This is a genomic window from Vibrio sp. M260121 (assembly GCF_036533715.1).
GTDB lineage: Bacteria > Pseudomonadota > Gammaproteobacteria > Enterobacterales > Vibrionaceae > Vibrio.
Window position 1 is genome coordinate 1 of the sequence record NZ_JATABF010000035.1, and the last position, 21,559, is coordinate 21,559.

A 21,559-nucleotide genomic window follows, 5' to 3' on the forward strand; every position below is an offset into this window, starting at 1 on the left:
GTGGATAGTGGTGGCCTGCCGATTTGCTTTGATTTATCGGAAGGCCAACGCCACGATATAGTGCATGCCGAAAGCTTAGTTGAACAACTAGATGAAGTTAATACCATCGTTTGTGATAAAGGATATGATAGCGAACCTTTCCGTACTTTTGTTAAGGAACGTGGCGGAGAAACGGTAATAGCTAAACGTAATTACGGACAAGATATAGACAAAGACAGTATGGATTGGCGTCTATACAAGTATCGTCACTTGGTCGAAAATGCTTTTGCGAGAATTAAGCATTATCGAGCTATTTCAAGTAGGTATGACAAGCTAGATTGGTCGAAAATGCCTTCGCGAGAATTAAGCATTATCGAGCTAATTCAAGTAGATATGACAAGCTAGAAAGGAATTATGCCAGCATGTTATCGCTGGCATTTATGTTAATGTGGCTACCGATGTATTGTTGAACACGAAATGTACAGCAAAGTTCAACACGCCCTAATGTCTATATAGAAAAAAGACGAAGAATAAAAAGGATTGGCCTAGATGGAATTTATTCCTGTAGATTTATCACGTCATTTGGATTTGTGTATCGCGTTTCGAAAAGACGCTTATGAGGTCAGTTTTGGCCATCAGGATGGGTTTGATATTCAAGAAATCACTTCTTGGTTTCAATTGATCGTCAATGACAACGAAGCGGGATTCTTCCATGTCATTAAAGATGGTCAAATCATCGGGCAACTGGAGTGCCGACATCCGGTTTTGGACGATGAAGGGCTGCGATTTGGTTACATTAACCTGTTTTACTTGAAGCCAGAATTCCGCAACCAAGGGCTAGGGAAGCAGTTACAAGACTTCTTATTGAAGCGTTTTGTCGATGATGGCTGTGCCTACGCCAGATTACGCTACATTCCGGGCAATGATGCCGGTGAACGTTTTTATCGAAAACATGGCTGGTATCCAGTGGGAGAGCCGAGTGTGCGAGGGCAACTCATGCAGATTGATTTATTGAGGGGCGTTTGATGATGATCCGTGAATTTCGTGAGCAAGATGCCCCGATACTGTGGGCACTTTTCTACAACACTATCCGCAACATTAATCTTAGAGATTATACCGAGCAACAAGTGAAAGCTTGGGCGCCGGACGAGTTTGATTCACAACTGTGGCTAAAGAAAATGACCGCTATCCAGCCTTTTGTTGCTGAGTTAGATTGCGTCATCGTTGGCTACAGCGATGTGCAGCCAAGTGGGTTAGTCGATCACTTTTTCTGCCATCATGAATACCAAGGGCAAGGTGTAGGACGTGCATTGATGACTCATGTAATCAAGCAAGCAGAAGCAAAAGGGCTGGATAGGATCTATTCAGAAGTGAGTATTACCGCTCGACCTTTCTATGAGCACATGGGTTTTACTGTTGTGAACGAGCAGCAAATCGAAGTCCGTGGTGCAACGTTAACCAACTATGTAATGGAAAGGCATCTAGACGAAAAGGATGTGTGATCAATAAATAATCCTCGCTCAATTAGTGAGCTTGAACACAGATACCGCATGTTTTCTGCGGTGAATAAGAGTTCATTGATCTAACACCAGAATTCCTCCTCAAAAGCGCGCGCATAATTTCTCTTCGGAGTGGCGAAAGGAAGCCAGTTAAAACAGCTCCTTACGTCAGTTATCTCACGGCAAACCATCTCAGGAAGAGAAGTAGAACTATGCGCCCTTATCTCAAATACATCATCCCAACGGTGATCCCTTTGCTCATTTTGCTGATGCCACTGTCAGCGTTTCCATTCGAAGGTATGACCATCATTCAGCAGCGCGTTATCGCGATATTTTTGCTCGCTGCACTCTGTTGGGTATTTGAACCGATCCCAATTTACGCCACCTCTGTGGTGATCATCGTGCTTGAGTTGTTGCTCGTTTCCAATAAGGGCATCATTTTCTTTCGGCTTGATGAGGGAGAACCTCATTTTGGTGAGTTGCTGCAATACAGTGACATCATGGCCACGTTCGCCAGCCCAATCATCATGCTGTTCTTAGGCGGATTCTTCCTCGCGATGGCGGCAACCAAGTATCGATTGGATGTGAACTTAGCGCGTGTGCTGCTTAAGCCGTTCGGACAAAACCCGAAATACGTCATGCTGGGCTTAATGCTGATTACCGCAATTTTCTCGATGTTCATGTCGAACACGGCAACGACGGCGATGATGTTGTCCATCTTGACGCCGGTTATCGCGGTGTTTGGCCCGAAAGATCCAGGACGCATTGCGTTTGCGTTGTGTATCCCTGTCGCGGCTAACATCGGCGGTATTGGTACTCCAATTGGTACGCCACCAAACGCGATTGCGCTTAAATACCTAGTAGGCGACAACCTTATTACTTTCGGTGAATGGATGGTGTTTGGCGTGCCGTTTGTCATTGTGATGATGGCGCTAGCATGGTTCTTGATCGATTTTCTCTACAAAGCTGAGACGACCAAAATTGACCTCAACATCAAGAGTAAATTCTTGAAAACACCGAAAGCCATCATTGTGTACATCACGTTTGCGGGCACGATTCTGCTTTGGTTGATGGGCTCGGCGCACGGTATGAACTCATACACGGTAGCGTTGATTCCGGTCGCGGTATTTTCACTGACGGGCATCATCAACAAAGAAGATCTGAAGAAGATTTCTTGGGATGTGCTTTGGTTGGTATCTGGCGGTATTGCGTTGGGTCTTGCACTAGACAAGACAGGTTTGGCAAGGCTGGTGGTTCACAGTATTCCATTCGATGAATTCTCGCCTTATGTGGTGCTGTTCGGTGCGGCGTTCTTATGTTTGCTGATGGCGAACTTTATGTCTCATACCGCGACAGCGAACTTGCTGATGCCAATTATGGCGGCGCTCGGCACTTCAATGGCATCGTTAACACCACTCGGCGGTGAAGTGACGTTGATTCTTGTGGTGACCTTTGCGGCATCGCTTGGTATGTCTCTGCCAATCAGTACGCCACCAAACGCGTTGGCTCACGCTACAGGCCATGTGCAAAGCAATCAAATGGCGCGTGTTGGTGTTGTACTGGGTGTGGTTGGTGTGTTGTTGAGTTTCTTGATGGTGTGGATCCTTCACACCGTAGGACACATTGGTTAAGCCATGTACGAGAGTAAATTAGATACGCTGGTAGAGCGTTACTTCAATCATATCGAGCGTCGCATTACGGTGTCGGCAGGCTCGGTATTGATTGAGCAAGACGGCTACAACGAGCGGCTCTATTACGTATTGTCTGGCGAGCTTGCTGGTTACTTCTCTGAGGATGGCAAAAAGCAGACTCAGGTGTTTGCAGCATCTAAGGGCGCGTTTATTGGTGTGCACAGTTTCTTCTCTGGAACGTGGACCGCCTCTTCAACGGTGATTGCCCAAACGGACGTTGAGTTAGCGTGGATTGAGCGCAATACGCCAGCGGTAGAAGCAGGTAAGTACGGCCCTTTAACCGCACAGTTTATGCCGGTAATGGTTAACGAGCTTTCTCGTCGTCAACGTCGAGCGATGCAAGAAGCGTTGGGCAAAGAGAAGGCATTGCAAAAACTGCACACCGCAGAGCAAATGACGACTCTTGGCCAACTGGCTGCAGGCATTGCGCATGAGCTTAACAATGCCATTGGCGTGGTGAGCAGTAAGTCAGAGCGCTTGGAATCGGTGATCATGGGATTGCTTGAAGAGGTGCATCCTGAAGCGAGCCAGTTTTTTGATTTCGGATTGATGCAAGGTCAAAAAATCTCTTCAAGCGAAGCAAGAACACGAGGGCGACATTTCGAGAAATATTACGGTTTGCCTAAAGATTTAGCCCGTGAGTTAGCTCGCGCTGTCCCGACCGATTACCTTAACGAGCATTGGTTAAAGCGCCCAGAAGAAGCGATTCGTTACTGGCAGATGGGGCGTGATTTGCACGATTTGCGCATTGCCTCAAAACACACCGTTGGCATCGTGAAATCAGTGAAACAGCTAGGTCGTACAGACATAGACAAAGAAGAAGGGCTCAGAGTCAACGACTCGATAAACCAAGCGCTTGCGTTGCTACAAAGCGATTTAAGACGCGTCAGTGTGCGCTTTAGTCCGGCTGATTTACCTCTGTTTGTAGGCTCGCAAACCGAGCTGGTGCAAATTTGGGTCAACATTTTAAAGAACGCTTGCGATGCCATGAGAGAAACGGACTCGCCAGCGATAGAGATACAAACGCGCGTGAGCAAAAATAAGATCTTAGTAACCATTGCAAACAACGGTCCTGAGATTAATGAAGCGACACGCAGAAAGATTTTCCGGCCAAACTTCACGACCAAGAAAGGTGGCTTGTCGTTTGGCTTAGGGCTAGGGCTGTCGATCGTGAAGCGAATTGTAGCGGGCTATAACGGTTCGATTGCAGTGAAAAGCGACAGCGAAAAAACCATATTTAGAATTAAACTACCGGTAGAGGACGAACATGGACAAGCTTAATTTAATTTGCGTTGATGACCAGCGAGAGGTGTTAAGCGCGGTTCTGCAAGACTTACAGTCGTTAAGCCAGTGGCTCAACATTGAAGATTGCGAGTCTGCCGATGAAGTACTCGAATTAATGGATGAGTTAGACGCGGAAGGCGAGATGATTGCGTTGATCATTTCTGACCACGTGATGCCGGGTAAAACCGGTGTTGAGCTGCTAACGGAGATTTCCAAAGACAGTCGATTCATTCGTACGCGCAAAGTGCTGCTTACTGGACAGGCGACGCACACGGACACAATCAATGCGATTAACTCTGCGGGTATCGACCGTTACTTCGAAAAGCCGTGGCAGGCAGAGCAATTGGTGGAGTGTGTGAGAAACTTGGTGACGAAGTACATCTTCGATATGGGCTTGGACTACACCGAATACCACGAGCACTTAGATCAGAATGTTGTGTTTGACCGTCTGAGATAACCGCTGAATACAATACAAACTGAGCTAGAAAACTCACTAGCTCAGTTAGATTTTGTCGTTGTTTGAGAAGCTATTGGTTTAAAAAGAAACTACTGGCTTAACGTGTATCGGCTAGCACTGGCCACCGATAGGGGTTTCGAGAACCAATAACCTTGCAGGTAATCCACGCCCATTTCCGCAAAGAAATCACACATCTTCGCGTCTTCAATGCCCTCAATCACCACTTCGATATTCTGTTCACGACACATGGTGATCAAGAACTTCAAATACTCACGAGAAGAACGGTTGGTCAGGGTTTTCCACGCCATCGATTTATCGATCTTAATTTGCGTCATTGGCAAATCAAAGAAGCAGTTCAACGAGCTGTAACCCGCACCAAAATCATCTAAGGAGAGGGCGAAACCAAGCTCTCGTAACGTATTTAATGGCGCAATGGCGGCTTGGTTATTGTCCAGAATAAAGGTCTCGGTCAGCTCAAGCACAATGGCTTGCGGCTCTATGCCGACTGCATCTGTCATTGCTTTGATTTTGCTCGGGAACTCGCTATTAAGAAGCTGTAAAACAGACACGTTCACATTCACACGAACTTGATTTTGATAGCGTTCGCGATAGCTCTTAATGAACTGACATGCCTTCTCAAACACCTGGTAGCCAAGCTCGACAATCAAGCCTTTGTTTTCTGCCACAGGGATAAACTCATCCGGGTAGATTTCGCCAAATTCTTTGCTGCGCCACCGTACCAGAGATTCAAAACTCACCACTTGCAAATCGGATGCACTGACGATTGGCTGAAATTTTACGCTCAGCGTTCTTTCTTCCAGTGCGTTTTTCAAACCTTGCTCAATAAAGAAATAACGATCCACGGCATACTGCGTTTTCTGGCTGTAAACCGCGATACGATCTTTGTTCTTCTCGTTCGCGTATTGGCATGTGCGGGCTGCTTTACGCACGATCTCTTCGGCTGAATGTTCTGGGTCAACACAAGGGTATAAGCCGATGCTTATGTTGCTGCCGAGGTACTGGCCTTCTTCCACGACTGCTTCATGATATTTTTGCTTAATGGTCTGAGCGTAGGCTTGAAGCGCTTCCAACGGCACATCATCAAGCACGAGGATGGCAAAGTCATCGTCGTGAACCCGATAAACGGTGCAATTAGGAGAAGGGAGATGGCTTAAGGTTTGCAGCAATTTCTCAACCAAGCCGTCGACAAGCTCACTGCCGTATTGGTTGAGGTAGGATTTGATCTCTTCAATCTGAATGTAAAAAATCGATGCGTGAGTGCTTTGAGATTTCACTAACTCATTAATATTCAGTAGCAGATGCGCACGGTTTGCCATACCAGACGCGTTGTCATGGAAGGCCACCTGATGGATGTAGCTTTCCATCAGCTTTCGCTCAGAAATGTCTCTGTGGCTGCCAACCATGTAATGACCATGTTCTGTTTCTTTGGTCATTGCGACGCCTTCAATCCAAACGTATTGGCCATTTGGTTTGCGCAGGCGGTAGGTTGTCGTTACGCGTGTATTGCCGGTATTGATGTGGGCGTCAACGCGTTTAGACAGGCGTTCTCTGTCTAACGGGTGAACCAAATCAAGCCATCTATCGAGGTTAATACGGCCCGCATTGATGCCAAACTGCTCATAGAAGCGCTGGTTGTAGAAAACCATGGTGCCAAACTCATCCATGTAGAAGAGTCCTTCACTGAACACATCGAAGATATGGATGAAGCGTTGTTCAACGATCTGCAAAAACTCGCGATCGTGCTCAGAAATGGTTTGATCAACCTTGTTGGTCAAGATACTGCTCCCGCAATCCAAATTGCTGTGGAGATAAGTATATAAGTCGGGCTACACGCAAATGACATATTTTTGAAGTTTGTCCTTTTACACTGCAAACGAAGCTAGTCGAATCAGATTGGCAGTCTGTTGTGTTAATGAGCTTAAAAAGTTTCTGTGTAATAGAGTAATTATTAGAATAATGCGACTAATAATCGGCATTTATAAAACTTTGGTCAACAGTAAATACTGTTTGTATTAAGTAGTTATTGATTCAACACCCAAATTATCGAAATTCCTACCACTTGTGATGATTATTTGAGCTAAGTCCATAAATTAAAAGTGGTTTATTGAACGGTTAATGTCTCATATATTGACTGAATGCTCATTAATTTTAAATGATAGCGAATTCTTATAACAGTGAATGGTCATATCTCTTATAATGCGTCTGCTAAATAACAGGTGTTAAAAGTTTCGCGATATGCAGTACAAACCAGAAGACTCAATAAAGATAGCCATTGCAGATGTAAGTATAGGTATGTTCGTGACTGCAATCGAACAAAATAAGCGCGTTAACCTCGCCAATGCGGGACGTGTTTCCACTGCGCAGGGCATTCAAAAACTGCGAGCAAGTGGGGTGAAGTTCGTTTGGGTCGACCAGAAACTTTCTGCTCAAGAGTGTGTGTTCAAACCTGTCGAAGAAGAACACGATGTTACCTTGTCTGCCTCTGAAATCACGACTTCACCCAAAGTCCAACGCGCTTTTCGTTCTCGTGAAGCACAGCATAAGCGTGCGAAAAAGTTGATCGCAGAAGCAAAAGGGTTAGCTCAGAAGCTCCTGAACCAAACGTTTGAAGGTAAACTCATCGAGGTCAACGAGATTGAATCGTGGGCCGATGACATGATCGAGAGCGTTTTCATCGACTCTGATGCGCTTCAATGTGTCTCTGCATTACGCCAAAAAGACAGCTACTTGCTTGAGCATTCGGTAAACGTGGCATGCTTGTTGGTTTCTTTCGGTAAGCATTTAGGCTTAGATAAAGACACGCTCAAGCAGTTGGCTATCGGCGGCATCATTCATGATGTAGGTAAAATCAAAGTCGATGACGAGATCTTACATAAGCCTGCGCGTTTAACGCCTGAAGAGTTTGAACACATGAAACTTCACCAAGTATTTGCTGGTGAAATCATCTTGGGTGTAAAGGGCTTAAGTGATGTCAGTCGAGACGTATGTTTGATGCATCACGAAAAACTGGATGGTACGGGTTATCCACGTGGCTTATCTGGTGAACAAATCCCCATGCACGGTCGCATGAGCTGTATTGTCGATATTTACGATGCATTGACCGCAGATCGTGTTTACAAAAAGGGCATGAGTTCAGCGGAAGCGTTTAAAATCCTATTGAGTTTGACCCCGTTCCACCTTGATCCTGATTTGGTGTACAAGTTCATAAACTGCATTGGCGTATACCCTGTCGGTTCGATTGTCCAATTGAGCGATGGACGAGTCGGCATTGTGTGGACATCCAACGATTCTCAGCCGCTGAAGCCAATCGTAAAGTGTTTCTACTCACGTAAATACAAGCGTTACATCGATGTCGCGATGGTGGATTTAAAAAGCAGTTCGTATTCGGTTGAGAAGGCGATAGCGCCGTCATCGTTAGAAGTGGATCCAAAACCTTTCTACGACTAACACAGGATAACCTCACACTTAATGGTGTTTGTGAGCAACTTTGTCGAATAAGTAATCACTTTACACGATTGCATATTCCCAGTATGTTGATTGCATAACTAGACAGTTCAAAGTGACCTAGTTGAGAGATAAACGAAGGCGTGTTTTCTGCTTTGGCTTGTTGCCGAGACTCTTTACTCTGATCGCTTTGTTGAAGGGCTTGTTTGGCTGTTAATCTGTTCAGTTATGAACCGAATGATGTGGTACTTTTCTATAAAACGTTTCATGGATTGAAACGCAGATTGAAGTCGTTATTCCACGTAATTCACCCATTCATCCGTACATTGGAAAGGAGCGCCAATGCAACTCGATACTTGGATCTACTATACCCTCGCGATACTTGTTCTGACCGCCTCTCCAGGCCCTAGCTCGTTACTTTGCTTGAGCAAAGGCGTCAGCAGCGGCTTTCGCCAAGCGTTTGTGACTGCGCTTGGCAGTTTAACCGCTATTACCATCATTCTTACTCTGTCTTTCACCGGCCTTGGTGTTGTGATTGCTTCTTCAGAGTTCGTATTTAACATCATCAAATGGTGTGGTGCGGCGTATCTTATTTGGCTTGGTATTCAGGCGTTACGCTCAAAACAAACCGACTTTTCGCAAGCCAAACCGGAACAAGCGTCTTCTGATTATTTTAGTGCGTTTAGCAGTGGGTTTATAGTTGGAGCAAGTAACCCTAAAGCGATTGTGTTCTTCACCGCGTTGTTTCCTCAGTTTATTGACCCTTCTGCATCGCTATTCACTCAATACATGATTTTTGCTAGTACCTTTGTTGTGTTTGAACTGAGTTGGTTAACTTTTTACGGCTTACTGGGAGTGAAGACATCGAATTGGCTATTTGCCAAGGGAAGAGCCAAGTTGTTTAACCGTCTGACTGGCGGCGTATTCATCAGTGCGGGTTTAGCTTTATCGACTGCGCACAGAAGCTAAAAACGTGGATCAACCTAAACTATTAAATAGTAAGCTAAATTAGAAAAACCTTATTTCCAAAATGGAAATTGACGTTTTTGTTTTTTTCATTAGTGGCAAAGAGTCCTGAGGCGTAGAATTCAACCTACCCTTTAGAGGTATAAGCTCGAAAGGGTGTACCCGTTGTATTTTCTTCAGGAACATCTTAGATGACTCAAAGCCTTTCTGATCTTCAGCAGCGCTTCCTTGCTATCGCGATAGATAGCAACTTGTCTCCAAAACAGAAATCGAACTTTCTTGCTTTGGAGGCGGAAGCCACTATTCCATATATGACTATCTCTGATGAGGTAAGCCAAGCAATGCAGCAAGGCGTCATATGTGACATGTTTGAAGGTCACGCGCCGTTTAAGCCGCGCTATGTTTTGCCAGATTACGCAAAATTTCTTTCTCAAGGTTCTGAATACTTGGAGTTAGCTCCAGCAGAAGATTTCGATGATGCGATCAACATGTTGACCATCATTTACCATCATGTGCCTTCGGTAACCAACATTCCGGTTTACCTTGGTCAACTTGATGATGTGCTAATGCCTTACGTTGGTGACCTCACTGACGAGCAAATCTACAAAAAGTTAAAGCACTTCTGGATCATGCTTGATCGCACGTTGCCAGATGCGTTCATGCATGTGAACATTGGCCCGACGGACAACATCATCTGTCGTACGATTTTGAAAGTAGACGCCGAGCTAAAACAGATCGCGCCAAACTTGACGTTCATGTACGACGAAGCTGTCACACCAGACGATTTGCTAAAGCAAGCAACACAAAACATTTGTGAGTGCAGCAAGCCACATATCGCGAATTACCCAATGCACGCGAATGCTTACGAAGGTGGTCGTTTTGGTATCGTGAGCTGCTACAACTCTCTGCCATTGGCTGGTGGTTCAAATACGTTAGTGCGTATGAACCTAAAAGAAGCAGCAAACCGTGCAGATAATCGTGAAGACTTCTTCAAAAACGTGCTGCCAGAATATCACGGCTTGATGGTTGAGCTGATAGACGCACGCGCTTCACACTTGCATGAAAAGTCCGAGTTCTTCAAAGGTTTCCTAACACAAGAAGGCCTAATCGAAGAAACTCGCTTTGCGCCAATGTATGGCATCTACGGCATGGCAGAAGCGGTAAACGTATTGCTAGAGAAAGAGGGCAATTCCAGCCGTTACGGCCGAGATGCAACGGCAAACGAGCTAGGTCATGCGATCTCTGCAAAACTGTCTGAATTGGTAGAAAGCACACCAGTGAAGTTTGGTCTAGAAGGCAAAGCGCTACTGCACGCACAAGGCGGTATCAGCCTAGATTTGGATGTAACGCCGGGCGTTCGTATTCCTTACGGCAACGAGCCAGATCCCGTGTCTTACGTGCAAGCAACAGCAGGCCACCACCAATACTACCGTTCTGGCATCAGCGATATTCTGACCATCGACGAAACCGTGAAATCAAACTCAGAAGCGATGTTCAACCTGTGTAAAGGTGCGCTTAACGCTGGCTACCGTGAGTTCACAGCAAACGTTGCGTCAAACGACTTGGTTCGCGTAACGGGTTACATGGTGAAACTGTCTGATATTGCGAAATACGATGCAGAAGGTTCACGTACCAATACCACATTCCTAGGTGCAGAAGCGGCGAAGAACACCGGTATTTTAGAGCGTTCACCACGTGTGGTGAGTCACGAAATGTCACCGATTTACGCTAAGTAATTGGCGACGGATAAGAATAAGATGACTAGACGATCGGTAAACCTCTTGGCTAAGGTCACTCGAATCCTTCCGTTCTCTTGTGTTGATGGACCGGGAAGCCGTCTAGTCATCTTTCTACAGGGTTGTAACTATCAGTGCATCAACTGTCACAATCCGCACACCATCAATCACTGTAACCATTGTGGTGATTGTGTGAGCGAGTGTCCGGTTGGCGCGCTGAAGTTCGACGAAAGCAACAACGTTGTTTGGCTTAAAGAGGAGTGCACCCACTGCGATCGTTGTACAGAGATATGTCAGCACCAATCTAATCCAAAAATTACTGACTACTCTGTGGAGGCAATGCTCGATTTGATACGCAAACAGCGCTTTTTTATTAGCGGTGTTACTGTATCCGGTGGGGAATCTACCTTACAGCTTCCTTTCATTACAGCGCTATTTAAAGGGATCAAACACGATCCTGAATTACAGCATCTCACTTGCTTCATCGATAGCAATGGTTCTTTATCTATCGCAGGTTGGGAAAGAGTGTTGCCTTACATGGATGGCGCGATGATTGACCTTAAATCGTGGCAAAGCGAAACGCACCATTGGTTAGTCGGGCGAGATAACCACCGTGTATTCCTAACCATTCAGTATTTAGCGCAAGCAGGCAAGTTGTACGAAGTGCGTTTGCTTCATATTCCGGGTAAAAGCGATTTAGATACGGAAGTTGCAACGGTAGGGCATTATCTGCAAGCGTTGCCAGAATCAGTCAACATTCGCCTGAACGCGTTTCAACATCACGGAGTGGTTGGTGAGGCGCAAGAATGGGAGAAATGCTCTAGGGATGAAATGGAACGCTTTCACGCTCGATTAAGTCAGTTTGTTAGTAGACCAATGACCATGCCATCGGTCTACGTGTAGCGCCGAAGAGATAACTTTAGAGTTTGTTTGCTCTTGGTTTGCTGCATCCTCCCAAGGTCTCACACGCCTTAAGCACCTGTTGTTGTAGCCATCTTAAAGCGGGATCGTTCAGGCTCGCTTTATTCCACACCAAACTGTACGCCACTTGCCCGTACTCAAACGGCAAAGGTCTCTCTACCAACCCCTTGGCTTGCAATGCCATTCGTGCCCAAAGTTTTGAGCAAGTGAACAGATAATCGGAGTGGTGACACATTACTGCGGCTGAACCAAAGTCCGCCACGTGCATCGCGACACTGCGCTTGGCGTAGCGCTGAGTTAAGTTCTGTTCAAAGTAGGGTTGAGATAAGTCTTTATCGTGAATGCCGATGTGTCTTGCGCACAAATAGTTTTCTACCGAGAGTTCTTCTTTTGCCAATGGGTTGTTACCGCCCATCAGGCAGATCATTTCATCCTCTAGAATCGTCTGCCATACCAAGTCTTTGTTGTGGGTTGGTGGCTGGCTGATGTCGTGCGGCAGAATCAAAAAGTCGACTTGCCCGCGGATCAGAGAGTCGAAGCTCATTTGTTCTTTCGCATAGACGTTCAATTGCGCTCTACTGCCCATCTGTTGAGACAGGTTTTGCAGCATAGGGGCGAAGATCTCAAAGGTGCTTTCACGCATTGCTAATGAGAACCGGCCTTCGTAATACGCGGGATTAAATGAGCCTTGGTAAAGCAAACCATTCATGCTGGAAAGAATGCCGTGCACTGAAGGACCGATGTTCAATGCAAACGGAGTTGGGACTAAACGAGTGCCATCACGGTAAAAAAGGTCATCTTTCAGAATGTCACGCAATTGGCTGAGCGTTTTACTCACGCTGGAAGGGGTCACGCAAAGTTGTTCCGCTGCCTGAGTAACGCTGTGTGTCGTGAGCAGCATGTGCAATACAGTAAGGTGTTTAAGGCTAATGCGTGAGAGTGTTATGTAATCCATTCGTAAGACTAACTCGTGTGATTTTGTCCAGTATATCAGTATGAAACAATTTTTTACTATTGTAGAAACACGGAAAATCAGGCGTTTCTTTTCGTGTTCTATATAAACATTTGGCTCAACTCGGCACCTGATGGGTTGAACGAAGGTAATAACCTTTAGAGTACGAAAGGTGGCTGACATAAGCCTGACAAAATAAGGGATTGCGTACAAATAGGAGAGGTGATTTACTCAGCTTTCCTAAGTAACAGAGGTTTAAATAAACTTAATGGACGACCCCTTTAGTCGACTGAACAATTCATCGTATGGCTTCCAATCACCGGAGGCGTACTCATGTTAGAACTTTTCATGCAACCAGAAGCGTGGGCTATCTTCGCTACCTTGTTTGCTCTTGAAGTTGTCTTAGGCGTTGATAACGTCGTATTCATCTCCGTTCTGTGTGAACGATTACCGCAACACCAGCGTAAACTTGCCCGAAATCTAGGTATTGGCCTAGCGGTGATGGCGCGTATTGTTTTGGTGTTCTCGATCTCTTGGATCATGCAGCTTACCCAGCCATTAATCAGCTTTAGCGACTACGCGTTTACTGGTCGTGATTTGATTATGATTGCGGGTGGTGCATTCCTACTAGCTAAAAGCTTGAAAGAGTTGTGGAGTTGGTTAACGCACACTGAACACGGTCACTCGACTCATGTTCGTACTGGTTTGGCTGTGGTTCTGCTTCAGATCGTTGCGGTTGATGCTGTGTTCTCGATGGACTCGGTGATTACTGCGGTTGGTCTAACGAGCGAAGTGCCAATCATGGTGGCGGCGATCATTTCGTCAGCGATTGTGATGGTGTTGACGGCGGAGAAAATCAACAACCTAGTGACGCGTTACCCGGGCTTTAAGACACTTGCACTGCTGTTCCTTGTATTGCTAGGTGGTCTGTTGATGGCAGAAGGTTTTGCAATTCACATCAACAAAGGTTACGTGTACTTCGCGATGGCGTTTGGTCTAGTGTTGGAAATGTGTCATATCCAGCTTAAGAAAAAACAACGCCCAGTGATTCAACGAATTCGTCCTATTCGACCTCGTTCTATTGCGCTTCAAACTCGATAATTGAAACGCAGCAATTGAACCTATTAGAGCCGCTCACGAGAGCGGCTTTTTTACGCCTGCATTCCGCGATTTATGTGGATTTGTCGTGTCAATAGAAAATGGAATTTGTTGTTGTAGCACGAATTTCTTATATAGACCGCCCAAACTTATTCGAGTGAACAAAATAGAATGAACAAACTGATCGACGCGTTATCGACGCACGGATACTACATCTGGGATGATTTTATTTCTCAAGAGGAAGTGGCTGAGCTGCGTGACTGTATTCCTGATGATTGGAAGAAGGCACGTATTGGTCGTAACGACGACGTGACTCGTATTGAAACCATTCGTAGTGACAAGATCCAATGGTTGAAGCGCGATATGGGCGCGCCAGTTGCGTCTTTCTTAGACAAGATGGAAGAGATCCGTTTGGAAGCAAACCGCCATTTCTTCCTTGGTTTGTTTGAGTACGAAGCGCACTTCGCGAAATACGAGAAAGGTGATTTCTACCAAAAACACCTCGATTGCTTCAAAGGCAATGAAAACCGTCGTCTAACAACGGTGTTTTACATGAACGAATCGTGGAGCGAAGAAGACGCTGGTGAGTTGGTGGTATACGATTTGAATGACAATGAGATCGCGAAGATTCCACCGCGCTCAGGTCGTCTGTTCGTGTTCTTGTCAGAGCAATTCCCGCACGAAGTATTGCCGACAAACGCTGAGCGATTCAGTATCGCGGGCTGGTTCCGTATTAACGGTGTAAAAGACAACCAACTTGATATTGCACACTAACCCGAGCGTTTATCAGGACAGTTTTAACAACAAGGGGACACCAAAGCGGTGTCCCTTCGTTTATCTTCTGACTCGCAATCTTAGCCGTAAAGTCCAGTCGAAAGCTCATAGCACGCTTGCATGTCTGAACATAACACTTGATAGACAGCTGAGCACAGCTTTCCTGATTCGACTTGTTCATCCATGATGATGGCAATTTCTTGTTGCGTCATGCGCCCACGGTAGGGGCGATCTTGAGAAAGTGCTTGAAAGACATCGACAACGGCAATGATACGTGAAGGGACGTCCAAGTCTTCTCCGGTTTTATGATAAGGGTAACCTGTACCGTCTAAGCGCTCATGATGATTGGAAGCCCACTCGGCAATTTTGGCGTTAGGAAAGACTTTGTGTAGGGCAAGTTCAGTATCAATCGTATGACGTTTGATGCGTGTGTACTCTCGCTCGTTTAATGGACCTTCTTTGTGAAGGATCTCATCAGGCGTTTTGAGTTTGCCAATATCGTGAACGAGCCCTGCAATAAAGATCATCTCCTGTTCGTGCTCATCCAATCCCACTTTCTTTGCTAAGTAACGCGATAGCTCCGCCACTTTCTGTGAATGTTGGTAAGTGAATGGGCTTTTGGCATCCACAATGCGTGCTAAGAACAAGCCCAAGCTGTTCATGTCCTCAATGGTTAACTGTTTCTGTAACCAGTCGATGTTCTCAAATTGAAGCCCTATCGTTTCGATGTGCTCAGACTCCATTGCAAACCAAAACGCATCGGTCATGACCAGTTTAACCATGGCGTCGCACATATGCGGGTTAAACAACGTGCCTGCGTTAGCCATGACGCACTCGGCAATCAATTCTTCATGCAAAGTGACAAGATCACTGTGGCAGTTGGAAACGTAGCGAGCGCGCATAAAATCGAGACGATCAGAGAGATAAAGCAGAGCCGCGACGTCTTTTTCAAATGCCGGAATATCGATGTGTTCGAGCTCTTTCCAGTGAGTATGATGATAAAGAATTGGGGTGGCGAATTGAGAGAGTAGTCGACATTGCTTGAGGGTATGGTAGCCGCGAATGCAGTGGGCTTTTGCATCTTGGGGGACGAGCTGTTCAAGTAGCATGGTATGTTCACGTGTTTCGGAAACTCCGCAGTCGTGAACCATACCGGCAAAGTAACAGAACTCTGCTTTATTCTCGGCCCAACCAAGCTCCAGCGCACATTGGTAGGCAATATAAGCGACGCGATGGCTATGGTGTGTATCGTCAACGCCTACGTAATCTAACGCACGCGCCACCCAGATAAGGGCTTGTTTTAGGTCGACTTCAAATCCCGAAGAAGAATCGGAGTAGGAAGGTTGCTTCATTGTAATTACCGACGTTTTTACTCGCCTGTGCTGATTTTATTTTGATGTTTTTAGGGGAATGCGACAGCGAATTAATACCTAAAAGGGGTGCACATGACTTCGTTATAGTTATATCGGGAATAATACCGCTTGTCGCACGTAAAATTCATCTCAAGCTCGCCATTCTTAGTCATTTCTTTGAACTACTTATTGATTTCGAAAGATTTCTTTTGGTTTGATTGACTTCCTTTGAAAACCACATAAATAGTGATGTAAAGTATTCTCATTATCATATTGTGTCGTAAAGGTAAGTTATGAAAAGAGTCGTAGTGTGGGGTGCAAGTAGCGGCCTTGGTTTGGCAGTTGCTAAGTATTTTGCAGAAAAAGGCGCAGAAGTTGTCGGTGTGGCGAGAAATCCAGACAAAAGCCCAGAACTGAAGGTGATTTGTCAGTCAACGTTTGCATGTGATGCCACGGTTGCTGAAGAGGTTGATCGCGTTGTTGAGCAGCTCGATCAAGAAGACATCATCATTAGCACGATGGGCAGCTACCGTGCAGACATTCCGGTAGATTACCTTGGCCATCGTCACCTTATTGATGCTGCCTGTAAAGCATCGATCAAGCGTTTTGTACTAGTGACGTCACTTGGTTGCGGTGATAGCTGGAAATACCTTTCTGACCGTTCTAAAGCGGGGTTTGGCGGTGTAGTGCGAGAGAAATCCTTGGCGGAAGCATGGCTACAAACCAGCGACTTGGATTACACCATCATTCGTCCCGGTGGCTTGAAAGATGGTGAAGTAACAGGCAATGGTGCGTTGATTGAACCTAAAGAAGTGCATGGTTTGGTATACCGTCAAGAAGTGGCTCGGTTGATTTTTGAGATGTTTGAAAAAGGCGAGGGAAGTGGGGAGATCTTCCATTGTGTCGACCCTGAATTGACGTACTAAGCTCACACGATAAACGGAATAATCCGCAGGGGCAGGGCTTAGGCGCTGTCCCTGCTTTCGTATAGAGTCTCGATATTTTCATTGTCAAGAATGCTAACGGAGAGATGAATCTGTGACCTTACCAGTTCGAGCTGAAGAAAAAAGCATCTAGAATGAATACTCAAAAGAAAAAGGACTTTGTATGTTGAAACATCTGCTTTATCGCGGTTACACCAATGGACTGAAGGTGGCCGCTTACGTTCTTCCTCTGCCGAAACCAACGTTATTTTCCGGCCCCGGTAGCATTCATAAACTCACAGAAGCTATCGCCGATCTTGGATTCAAAAAGCTGCTCCTCGTTACCGACGAAGGGCTAGTAAAAATGGGAATGGCAGAGCAAGTAGCAGAAAGTGCCAGAACGAGAGGTTTAGACGTCGCACTTTATGCAGAGGTAAAACCGGACCCCACTTATGATCAAGTTGAACGTGGATTAAATGTCTACCTAGAATCCGGTTGCGATGCGATTTTGGCGCTCGGCGGGGGTTCTGCAATGGATTGTGCCAAAGTCATCGCAGCCAGAGTCACCAACAAGAAATCCATTAAGAAACTCGCTGGTCTGTTTCGCGTGTGGAGGACGCCTGCACCTTTATTCGTGATTCCGACGACATCGGGTACTGGGTCGGAAGTGACGATTGCTGCGGTCGTCTCTGAACCAGATACCCACCACAAAACCCCATTAATGGATCCGAAGTTAGTACCTTTGATGGCTGCATTAGATTCGAATTTGCTGGTTGGTTTGCCTGCGAAGATAACGGCTGATACAGGTATTGATGCGTTAACACACGCTGTAGAAGCTTACATTTCTCGTAACGCGACGACGGAAACCAAAGCGTATTCCGTTGCCGCTGTTAAACTCATATTCCAATATCTCCCTCTTGCAGTAGAAGAGGGCAGCGATATTCGAGCTAGGCAAAAAATGGCGATGGCGTCTTACTATGCAGGCCTTGCCTTTACCAAAGCGAGTCTTGGCTATGTACATGCGTTCGCGCATAACCTAGGTGCTAAGTATGGTTTGCCTCACGGAATGGCAAATGGTCTTGCTTTGCTGCCTGTGCTTCGGTTCTCTTTCTCTGAGATTGAGCCACAACTTACCGCGCTAAGCGAAGCGTTAATGGATGCTCAACGTGAAGCTATGCCAAATGCACAAGCGTTCCTCGACAGGTTGGAAGGGCTGTACAACGAGATTGGCATCGAACAAACGTCGTCATTGTTGAAAACCTCCGACACTGACGAGTTGGTGACTTTGATACTTAAAGAAGCGCATTGGAACTATCCTGTGCCTAAGTTCATGAATGAGGAAGAGTGCGCCCAATTGCTCGCGGAAATCAGAGTTTAACTATCGCTGTATAAAATAATTTACACATATGGATTTTTATCCTTACACTTTGCTTGATCTTATTAGAAAGATCCTACAGAATCGTCATCATTCCAAATATGGTGTTAGGTCTGGTGTGCTGTAGCCCGATCTGATGCTGATAAATCTTATTAAGCTGTAAAGATAAATATACAATGAGTCGATCTAAAGTGTTTGGTAGCACCCTGATTATTGCAGGGACTACGATTGGTGCTGGTATGCTGGCGCTTCCTCTTGCGTCTGCAGGTATTGGTTTCTCAACCTCTCTTATTATCATGTTGGGATTGTGGGCATTAATGGCGTTTACGGCGCTATTGATGCTTGAGCTTCACCAATATGCGGACAGCAGTGCAACCCTTCATACTTTGGCGAAGCAAATCCTTGGTCAGAAGGGCAAGTGGGTGGCGAGTTTTGCGATGCTGTTCTTGTTCTACTCATTGTGTGCCGCTTACATTGCTGGTGGCGGTGCTCAGTTTGGTGACCGTCTAACAGAGTGGTTTGGGCTGGATATTTCAGGTTCGACTTCTACCATCATCTTTACTCTTATCGTCACTATGGTTGTGACAGTTGGTACAGGAACAGTAGACAAGGTTAACCGAGTGCTGTTTGGCCTTAAGATGGTGACGATGATCGCTGTGCTGTCATTTCTTGCGCCAAACGTGACCGAATCTTACTTGCTGAGCATGCCAATTGAACAAGGCCTTATCGTTGCAGCAATTCCAGTCATCTTCACCTCTTTTGGTTTTCACGGCAGTATTCCTGCGATTGTGAACTACCTAGATGGCGACACCTCGTCTCTACGTAAAGCCATCATCGTTGGTTCTACGATTCCTTTGGTTATTTACATCTTCTGGCAAATCGTGACGCTTGGTGTTGTGAGCCAAGATACACTGATTGAAAACGGTGGCTTAAGTGCGCTTATCGGTCAATTATCTCAAACGGTTCACCAATCAAACCTTGGTAGCGTAGTGGGTGTATTTGCTGACCTTGCTCTTTTGACGTCTTTCCTTGGTGTGAGCTTGGGTCTGTTTGAATTCTTGGGTGATACCATTAAAGGCGACAGTGAAAAACCAAACCGTCTGGTTGCTGCTGTAATTACTTTCACACCGCCATTAGGTTTTGCATTGTTCTACCCACAAGGTTTCATCATGGCTCTGGGCTACGCAGCGATTGCTTTGGCTATTCTTGCTATCTTCTTACCATTGGTGATGGTGTTGAAAGTGCGCCGCTCTGATGAGTTTACAGGAGAATACCGCGTGGCAGGTGGCCAGGGAGCACTATTAGTAACGGGCATTGCAGGTACGGGAATTGTGATGGCGCAGTTACTCATTACTCTGGGCGTGCTTCCTGCGCTGGGTTAATCACCAAGCTGATAGATAACGAACAACTCATCATGTATTGAAAAGCCAGTGTGCGAAAGTGCGCTGGTTTTTTTGATCTGGATTAAATTACCGTATAATTTTCGGTGAAAAGATTGGCGAAAATCTGTTTTTATTTCGTACACTTAAGTTGTGGTATGTCGATAATTTAGGTGGAGAAAAGCCGCTCTAATCACATCAAATACGCTGACTTTCATGAGCCTTTTCTTCTGGTTTCTCTACTTGGTGTGGAGGTGAAGTATGGCGCACCGGAGCTTTTACCCGTTTGCAAAACCGCTCAATGAGCAAATGCAAACACTGAAGAATAGGATGCAGGCACATTTACCGTGTGTCGATAGGGTGTCTTTTGCAAAATACCACCCAAAACAAGGCATGCTAAAATCCTTTGCTGAGAGTGAGTTCGACACTTGGTGTTTGGCTCATCATGAAGCGCCACTTCGTAAACTTCATAACTTAAGCATTGCTGCTGACAATGCCATTCCTCGTCTTGTTAACGATCTCTACGACATTAACCACTGTCCACGCATTCAAACCTTATTGAAAGAAGGTTATCACTCATCTGTTGCGATCCCTTGTTACGATCGCCAAACCTTTACTGGTTTTGTCTTTCTCAATTCGATTCAGCCTAATGCGTTTAGTGCAGAAGCTTTGAATGGGTTAAAGCCTTACTTTGAAATGGTGCAGTTCGCGGTGGAGTCGGAAGACCATGTTGTTAACGCTATCGAGCTGTTAGCGGAAAGAATGCAGTGCTTAATGCCAGGTTATTCACCAGAGGTTTACTCGCACAGTAAACGAATGGGCATGTACGCTCAATTGATTGCCACCCAACTTGCTGATACATACCAATTCAGTGATGAGGTTGTGGAGCAAATCGGCATGTTCACTCGTTATCATGCTCTAAGCGACATTAAGCTTCCGGCAGATATCGTGTGCAATCGTCGCTGTGTGAATGCAGAACAAGAAGCGCTGTTAACGGAGCACATTGAACAATGTGTGGAATCAGCAGATAACATTGTGGCAAGAATCGGCAATCCGGTTCATCCGAGCGTCACTTTGTTCCAACAAATCATTTCTTACCAACATGAAAACCTAGATGGCTCTGGTTATCCGTATGGTCTTGAGCATTCAGGTATTCCAATCGCTGCGCAAATAGCAGCCGTCGCCAATGTGTTTGATGTCATGACCACCCATCATCCATATCGTCAAGCGTGGTCAATTCCGTATGCCTTGTTAGAACTAGAGAAACGCGTTTACCAAGGCTTGTTATCCCGAGAGTGCGTGAATGCCTTGCGCGAACATCAAGGCTATCTAAAACAGATCATTCATAAGTACCCAGAGCACTACGCTGGTATGGGTTTAATGTGAGAGTGGAGGAGCAAACCGTGAAGGGAATCAAAATATTGACTAGGAGGTCAGAATAAATAATACTGTATATGTATACAGCAACTCGTTTGGAGGTGAAGTATGTTGTGGGAAACCCTAGAAAGAGTAAACCGCTTACGCCAACAAGCACTTGCGAATGCTGAATTCGTAGAGTCTGCAAAGGAACATGAAGAAGCTTTGCAAGACCAAGAGTATCATTACCAACCAAGAAAGCGTTCAGCCAAGGACAAACAAGGTAAGAAGTCACTGGCCGATATCTATAAAGAAGTAGAGTTTGGCGCTGACGCTCGTCATTAACTGGTTC

General features: G+C 45.7%; 19 protein-coding genes and 1 pseudogene. 17 read left to right on the forward strand and 3 right to left on the reverse strand.

The window, feature by feature from the left end:
• The 6 genes and pseudogenes from QTO06_RS17625 to QTO06_RS17650 form a co-directional block, all read left to right on the forward strand.
• Positions 1-449, forward strand: a pseudogene (locus QTO06_RS17625) (transposase); the annotation flags it as partial.
• A 79-nt stretch (positions 450-528) separates the two neighbouring features.
• Complete coding sequence (locus QTO06_RS17630; protein ID WP_331409154.1) at positions 529-1,005, forward strand: GNAT family N-acetyltransferase; 477 nt, start codon at positions 529-531, stop codon at positions 1,003-1,005.
• Positions 1,002-1,481: a GNAT family N-acetyltransferase gene (locus tag QTO06_RS17635; RefSeq protein ID WP_331409155.1), complete on the forward strand. Its 480-nt coding sequence runs from the start codon at positions 1,002-1,004 to the stop codon at positions 1,479-1,481. The genes QTO06_RS17630 and QTO06_RS17635 overlap by 4 nt, the downstream gene beginning before the upstream one ends.
• A gap of 209 nt (positions 1,482-1,690) precedes the next feature.
• Positions 1,691-3,109, forward strand: coding sequence for an SLC13 family permease (locus QTO06_RS17640; protein WP_005433728.1), 1,419 nt, complete (start codon positions 1,691-1,693; stop codon positions 3,107-3,109).
• Between the two features lie 3 nt (positions 3,110-3,112).
• Positions 3,113-4,450 (forward strand): ATP-binding protein, encoded by a 1,338-nt coding sequence (locus tag QTO06_RS17645; protein WP_038896477.1) that lies wholly within the window; start codon positions 3,113-3,115, stop codon positions 4,448-4,450.
• Positions 4,437-4,910 (forward strand): response regulator, encoded by a 474-nt coding sequence (locus QTO06_RS17650; RefSeq protein ID WP_005442071.1) that lies wholly within the window; start codon positions 4,437-4,439, stop codon positions 4,908-4,910. Before QTO06_RS17645 ends, QTO06_RS17650 begins: the two co-directional genes overlap by 14 nt.
• 89 nt (positions 4,911-4,999) lie before the next feature.
• Here QTO06_RS17650 and QTO06_RS17655 read toward each other — a convergent pair whose 3' ends face one another.
• The gene (locus QTO06_RS17655; protein ID WP_331409156.1) at positions 5,000-6,706 is read right to left on the reverse strand and encodes a putative bifunctional diguanylate cyclase/phosphodiesterase; all 1,707 of its coding nucleotides are present in this window, start codon (positions 6,704-6,706) and stop codon (positions 5,000-5,002) included.
• A gap of 460 nt (positions 6,707-7,166) precedes the next feature.
• Between QTO06_RS17655 and QTO06_RS17660 the strand changes: the two genes are divergently transcribed.
• The 4 genes from QTO06_RS17660 (at position 7,167) to QTO06_RS17675 (ending at position 11,980) form a co-directional block, all read left to right on the forward strand.
• Positions 7,167-8,378, forward strand: a complete 1,212-nt coding sequence (locus QTO06_RS17660; RefSeq protein ID WP_331409157.1) for an HD-GYP domain-containing protein — start codon at positions 7,167-7,169, stop codon at positions 8,376-8,378.
• A gap of 339 nt (positions 8,379-8,717) precedes the next feature.
• Complete coding sequence (locus QTO06_RS17665; RefSeq protein WP_045451948.1) at positions 8,718-9,344, forward strand: LysE family translocator; 627 nt, start codon at positions 8,718-8,720, stop codon at positions 9,342-9,344.
• Positions 9,345-9,532: 188 nt separating this feature from the next.
• Positions 9,533-11,077, forward strand: coding sequence for a YjjI family glycine radical enzyme (locus tag QTO06_RS17670; RefSeq protein ID WP_331409158.1), 1,545 nt, complete (start codon positions 9,533-9,535; stop codon positions 11,075-11,077).
• Positions 11,078-11,098: 21 nt separating this feature from the next.
• A complete protein-coding gene (locus QTO06_RS17675) occupies positions 11,099-11,980 on the forward strand; it encodes a YjjW family glycine radical enzyme activase (protein WP_331409159.1) in 882 nt (293 codons plus the stop codon).
• A gap of 16 nt (positions 11,981-11,996) precedes the next feature.
• Here QTO06_RS17675 and QTO06_RS17680 read toward each other — a convergent pair whose 3' ends face one another.
• On the reverse strand, positions 11,997-12,953 hold the full coding sequence (locus QTO06_RS17680; protein WP_331409160.1) for a LysR family transcriptional regulator: 957 nt from the start codon (positions 12,951-12,953) through the stop codon (positions 11,997-11,999).
• Positions 12,954-13,283: 330 nt separating this feature from the next.
• Here QTO06_RS17680 and QTO06_RS17685 point away from each other — a divergent pair, with 330 nt between their 5' ends.
• On the forward strand, positions 13,284-14,051 hold the full coding sequence (locus tag QTO06_RS17685; protein ID WP_012128162.1) for a TerC family protein: 768 nt from the start codon (positions 13,284-13,286) through the stop codon (positions 14,049-14,051).
• A gap of 168 nt (positions 14,052-14,219) precedes the next feature.
• Entirely contained in the window at positions 14,220-14,822 is a 603-nt protein-coding gene (locus QTO06_RS17690) for a 2OG-Fe(II) oxygenase (protein ID WP_005433965.1), read from the forward strand.
• Positions 14,823-14,902: 80 nt separating this feature from the next.
• On the opposite strand, the gene QTO06_RS17695 is transcribed toward QTO06_RS17690, so the two are convergent.
• A complete protein-coding gene (locus QTO06_RS17695; protein ID WP_331409161.1) occupies positions 14,903-16,174 on the reverse strand; it encodes an HD-GYP domain-containing protein in 1,272 nt (423 codons plus the stop codon).
• A gap of 293 nt (positions 16,175-16,467) precedes the next feature.
• Here QTO06_RS17695 and QTO06_RS17700 point away from each other — a divergent pair, with 293 nt between their 5' ends.
• The 5 genes from QTO06_RS17700 (at position 16,468) to QTO06_RS17720 (ending at position 21,552) form a co-directional block, all read left to right on the forward strand.
• A complete protein-coding gene (locus tag QTO06_RS17700; RefSeq protein WP_331409162.1) occupies positions 16,468-17,100 on the forward strand; it encodes an SDR family NAD(P)-dependent oxidoreductase in 633 nt (210 codons plus the stop codon).
• A gap of 181 nt (positions 17,101-17,281) precedes the next feature.
• Positions 17,282-18,475 carry an iron-containing alcohol dehydrogenase gene (locus tag QTO06_RS17705; RefSeq protein WP_331409163.1) on the forward strand — a complete coding sequence of 398 codons (1,194 nt, stop codon included), beginning with the start codon at positions 17,282-17,284 and terminating at the stop codon, positions 18,473-18,475.
• Positions 18,476-18,648: 173 nt separating this feature from the next.
• A complete protein-coding gene (locus QTO06_RS17710; RefSeq protein ID WP_045481733.1) occupies positions 18,649-19,854 on the forward strand; it encodes an aromatic amino acid transport family protein in 1,206 nt (401 codons plus the stop codon).
• Positions 19,855-20,112: 258 nt separating this feature from the next.
• Positions 20,113-21,237 carry an HD-GYP domain-containing protein gene (locus tag QTO06_RS17715; RefSeq protein ID WP_331409164.1) on the forward strand — a complete coding sequence of 375 codons (1,125 nt, stop codon included), beginning with the start codon at positions 20,113-20,115 and terminating at the stop codon, positions 21,235-21,237.
• A 99-nt stretch (positions 21,238-21,336) separates the two neighbouring features.
• Positions 21,337-21,552 (forward strand): hypothetical protein, encoded by a 216-nt coding sequence (locus QTO06_RS17720; RefSeq protein WP_005442113.1) that lies wholly within the window; start codon positions 21,337-21,339, stop codon positions 21,550-21,552.
• The last annotated feature ends 7 nt before the right edge of the window (positions 21,553-21,559 follow it).

What these genes read in the sequence shown, in the direction of transcription:
- QTO06_RS17630 (WP_331409154.1), top strand. Translation starts at nt 529, where the DNA reads ATGGAATTTATTCCTGTAGATTTATCACGTCATTTGGATTTGTGTATC.
- QTO06_RS17640 (WP_005433728.1), top strand. Translation starts at nt 1,691, where the DNA reads ATGCGCCCTTATCTCAAATACATCATCCCAACGGTGATCCCTTTGCTC.
- QTO06_RS17645 (WP_038896477.1), top strand. Translation starts at nt 3,113, where the DNA reads ATGTACGAGAGTAAATTAGATACGCTGGTAGAGCGTTACTTCAATCAT.
- QTO06_RS17650 (WP_005442071.1), top strand. Translation starts at nt 4,437, where the DNA reads ATGGACAAGCTTAATTTAATTTGCGTTGATGACCAGCGAGAGGTGTTA.
- QTO06_RS17660 (WP_331409157.1), top strand. Translation starts at nt 7,167, where the DNA reads ATGCAGTACAAACCAGAAGACTCAATAAAGATAGCCATTGCAGATGTA.
- QTO06_RS17665 (WP_045451948.1), top strand. Translation starts at nt 8,718, where the DNA reads ATGCAACTCGATACTTGGATCTACTATACCCTCGCGATACTTGTTCTG.
- QTO06_RS17670 (WP_331409158.1), top strand. Translation starts at nt 9,533, where the DNA reads ATGACTCAAAGCCTTTCTGATCTTCAGCAGCGCTTCCTTGCTATCGCG.
- QTO06_RS17675 (WP_331409159.1), top strand. Translation starts at nt 11,099, where the DNA reads ATGACTAGACGATCGGTAAACCTCTTGGCTAAGGTCACTCGAATCCTT.
- QTO06_RS17680 (WP_331409160.1), bottom strand. Translation starts at nt 12,953, where the DNA reads ATGGATTACATAACACTCTCACGCATTAGCCTTAAACACCTTACTGTA.
- QTO06_RS17685 (WP_012128162.1), top strand. Translation starts at nt 13,284, where the DNA reads ATGTTAGAACTTTTCATGCAACCAGAAGCGTGGGCTATCTTCGCTACC.
- QTO06_RS17690 (WP_005433965.1), top strand. Translation starts at nt 14,220, where the DNA reads ATGAACAAACTGATCGACGCGTTATCGACGCACGGATACTACATCTGG.
- QTO06_RS17695 (WP_331409161.1), bottom strand. Translation starts at nt 16,174, where the DNA reads ATGAAGCAACCTTCCTACTCCGATTCTTCTTCGGGATTTGAAGTCGAC.
- QTO06_RS17700 (WP_331409162.1), top strand. Translation starts at nt 16,468, where the DNA reads ATGAAAAGAGTCGTAGTGTGGGGTGCAAGTAGCGGCCTTGGTTTGGCA.
- QTO06_RS17705 (WP_331409163.1), top strand. Translation starts at nt 17,282, where the DNA reads ATGTTGAAACATCTGCTTTATCGCGGTTACACCAATGGACTGAAGGTG.
- QTO06_RS17710 (WP_045481733.1), top strand. Translation starts at nt 18,649, where the DNA reads ATGAGTCGATCTAAAGTGTTTGGTAGCACCCTGATTATTGCAGGGACT.
- QTO06_RS17715 (WP_331409164.1), top strand. Translation starts at nt 20,113, where the DNA reads ATGGCGCACCGGAGCTTTTACCCGTTTGCAAAACCGCTCAATGAGCAA.
- QTO06_RS17720 (WP_005442113.1), top strand. Translation starts at nt 21,337, where the DNA reads ATGTTGTGGGAAACCCTAGAAAGAGTAAACCGCTTACGCCAACAAGCA.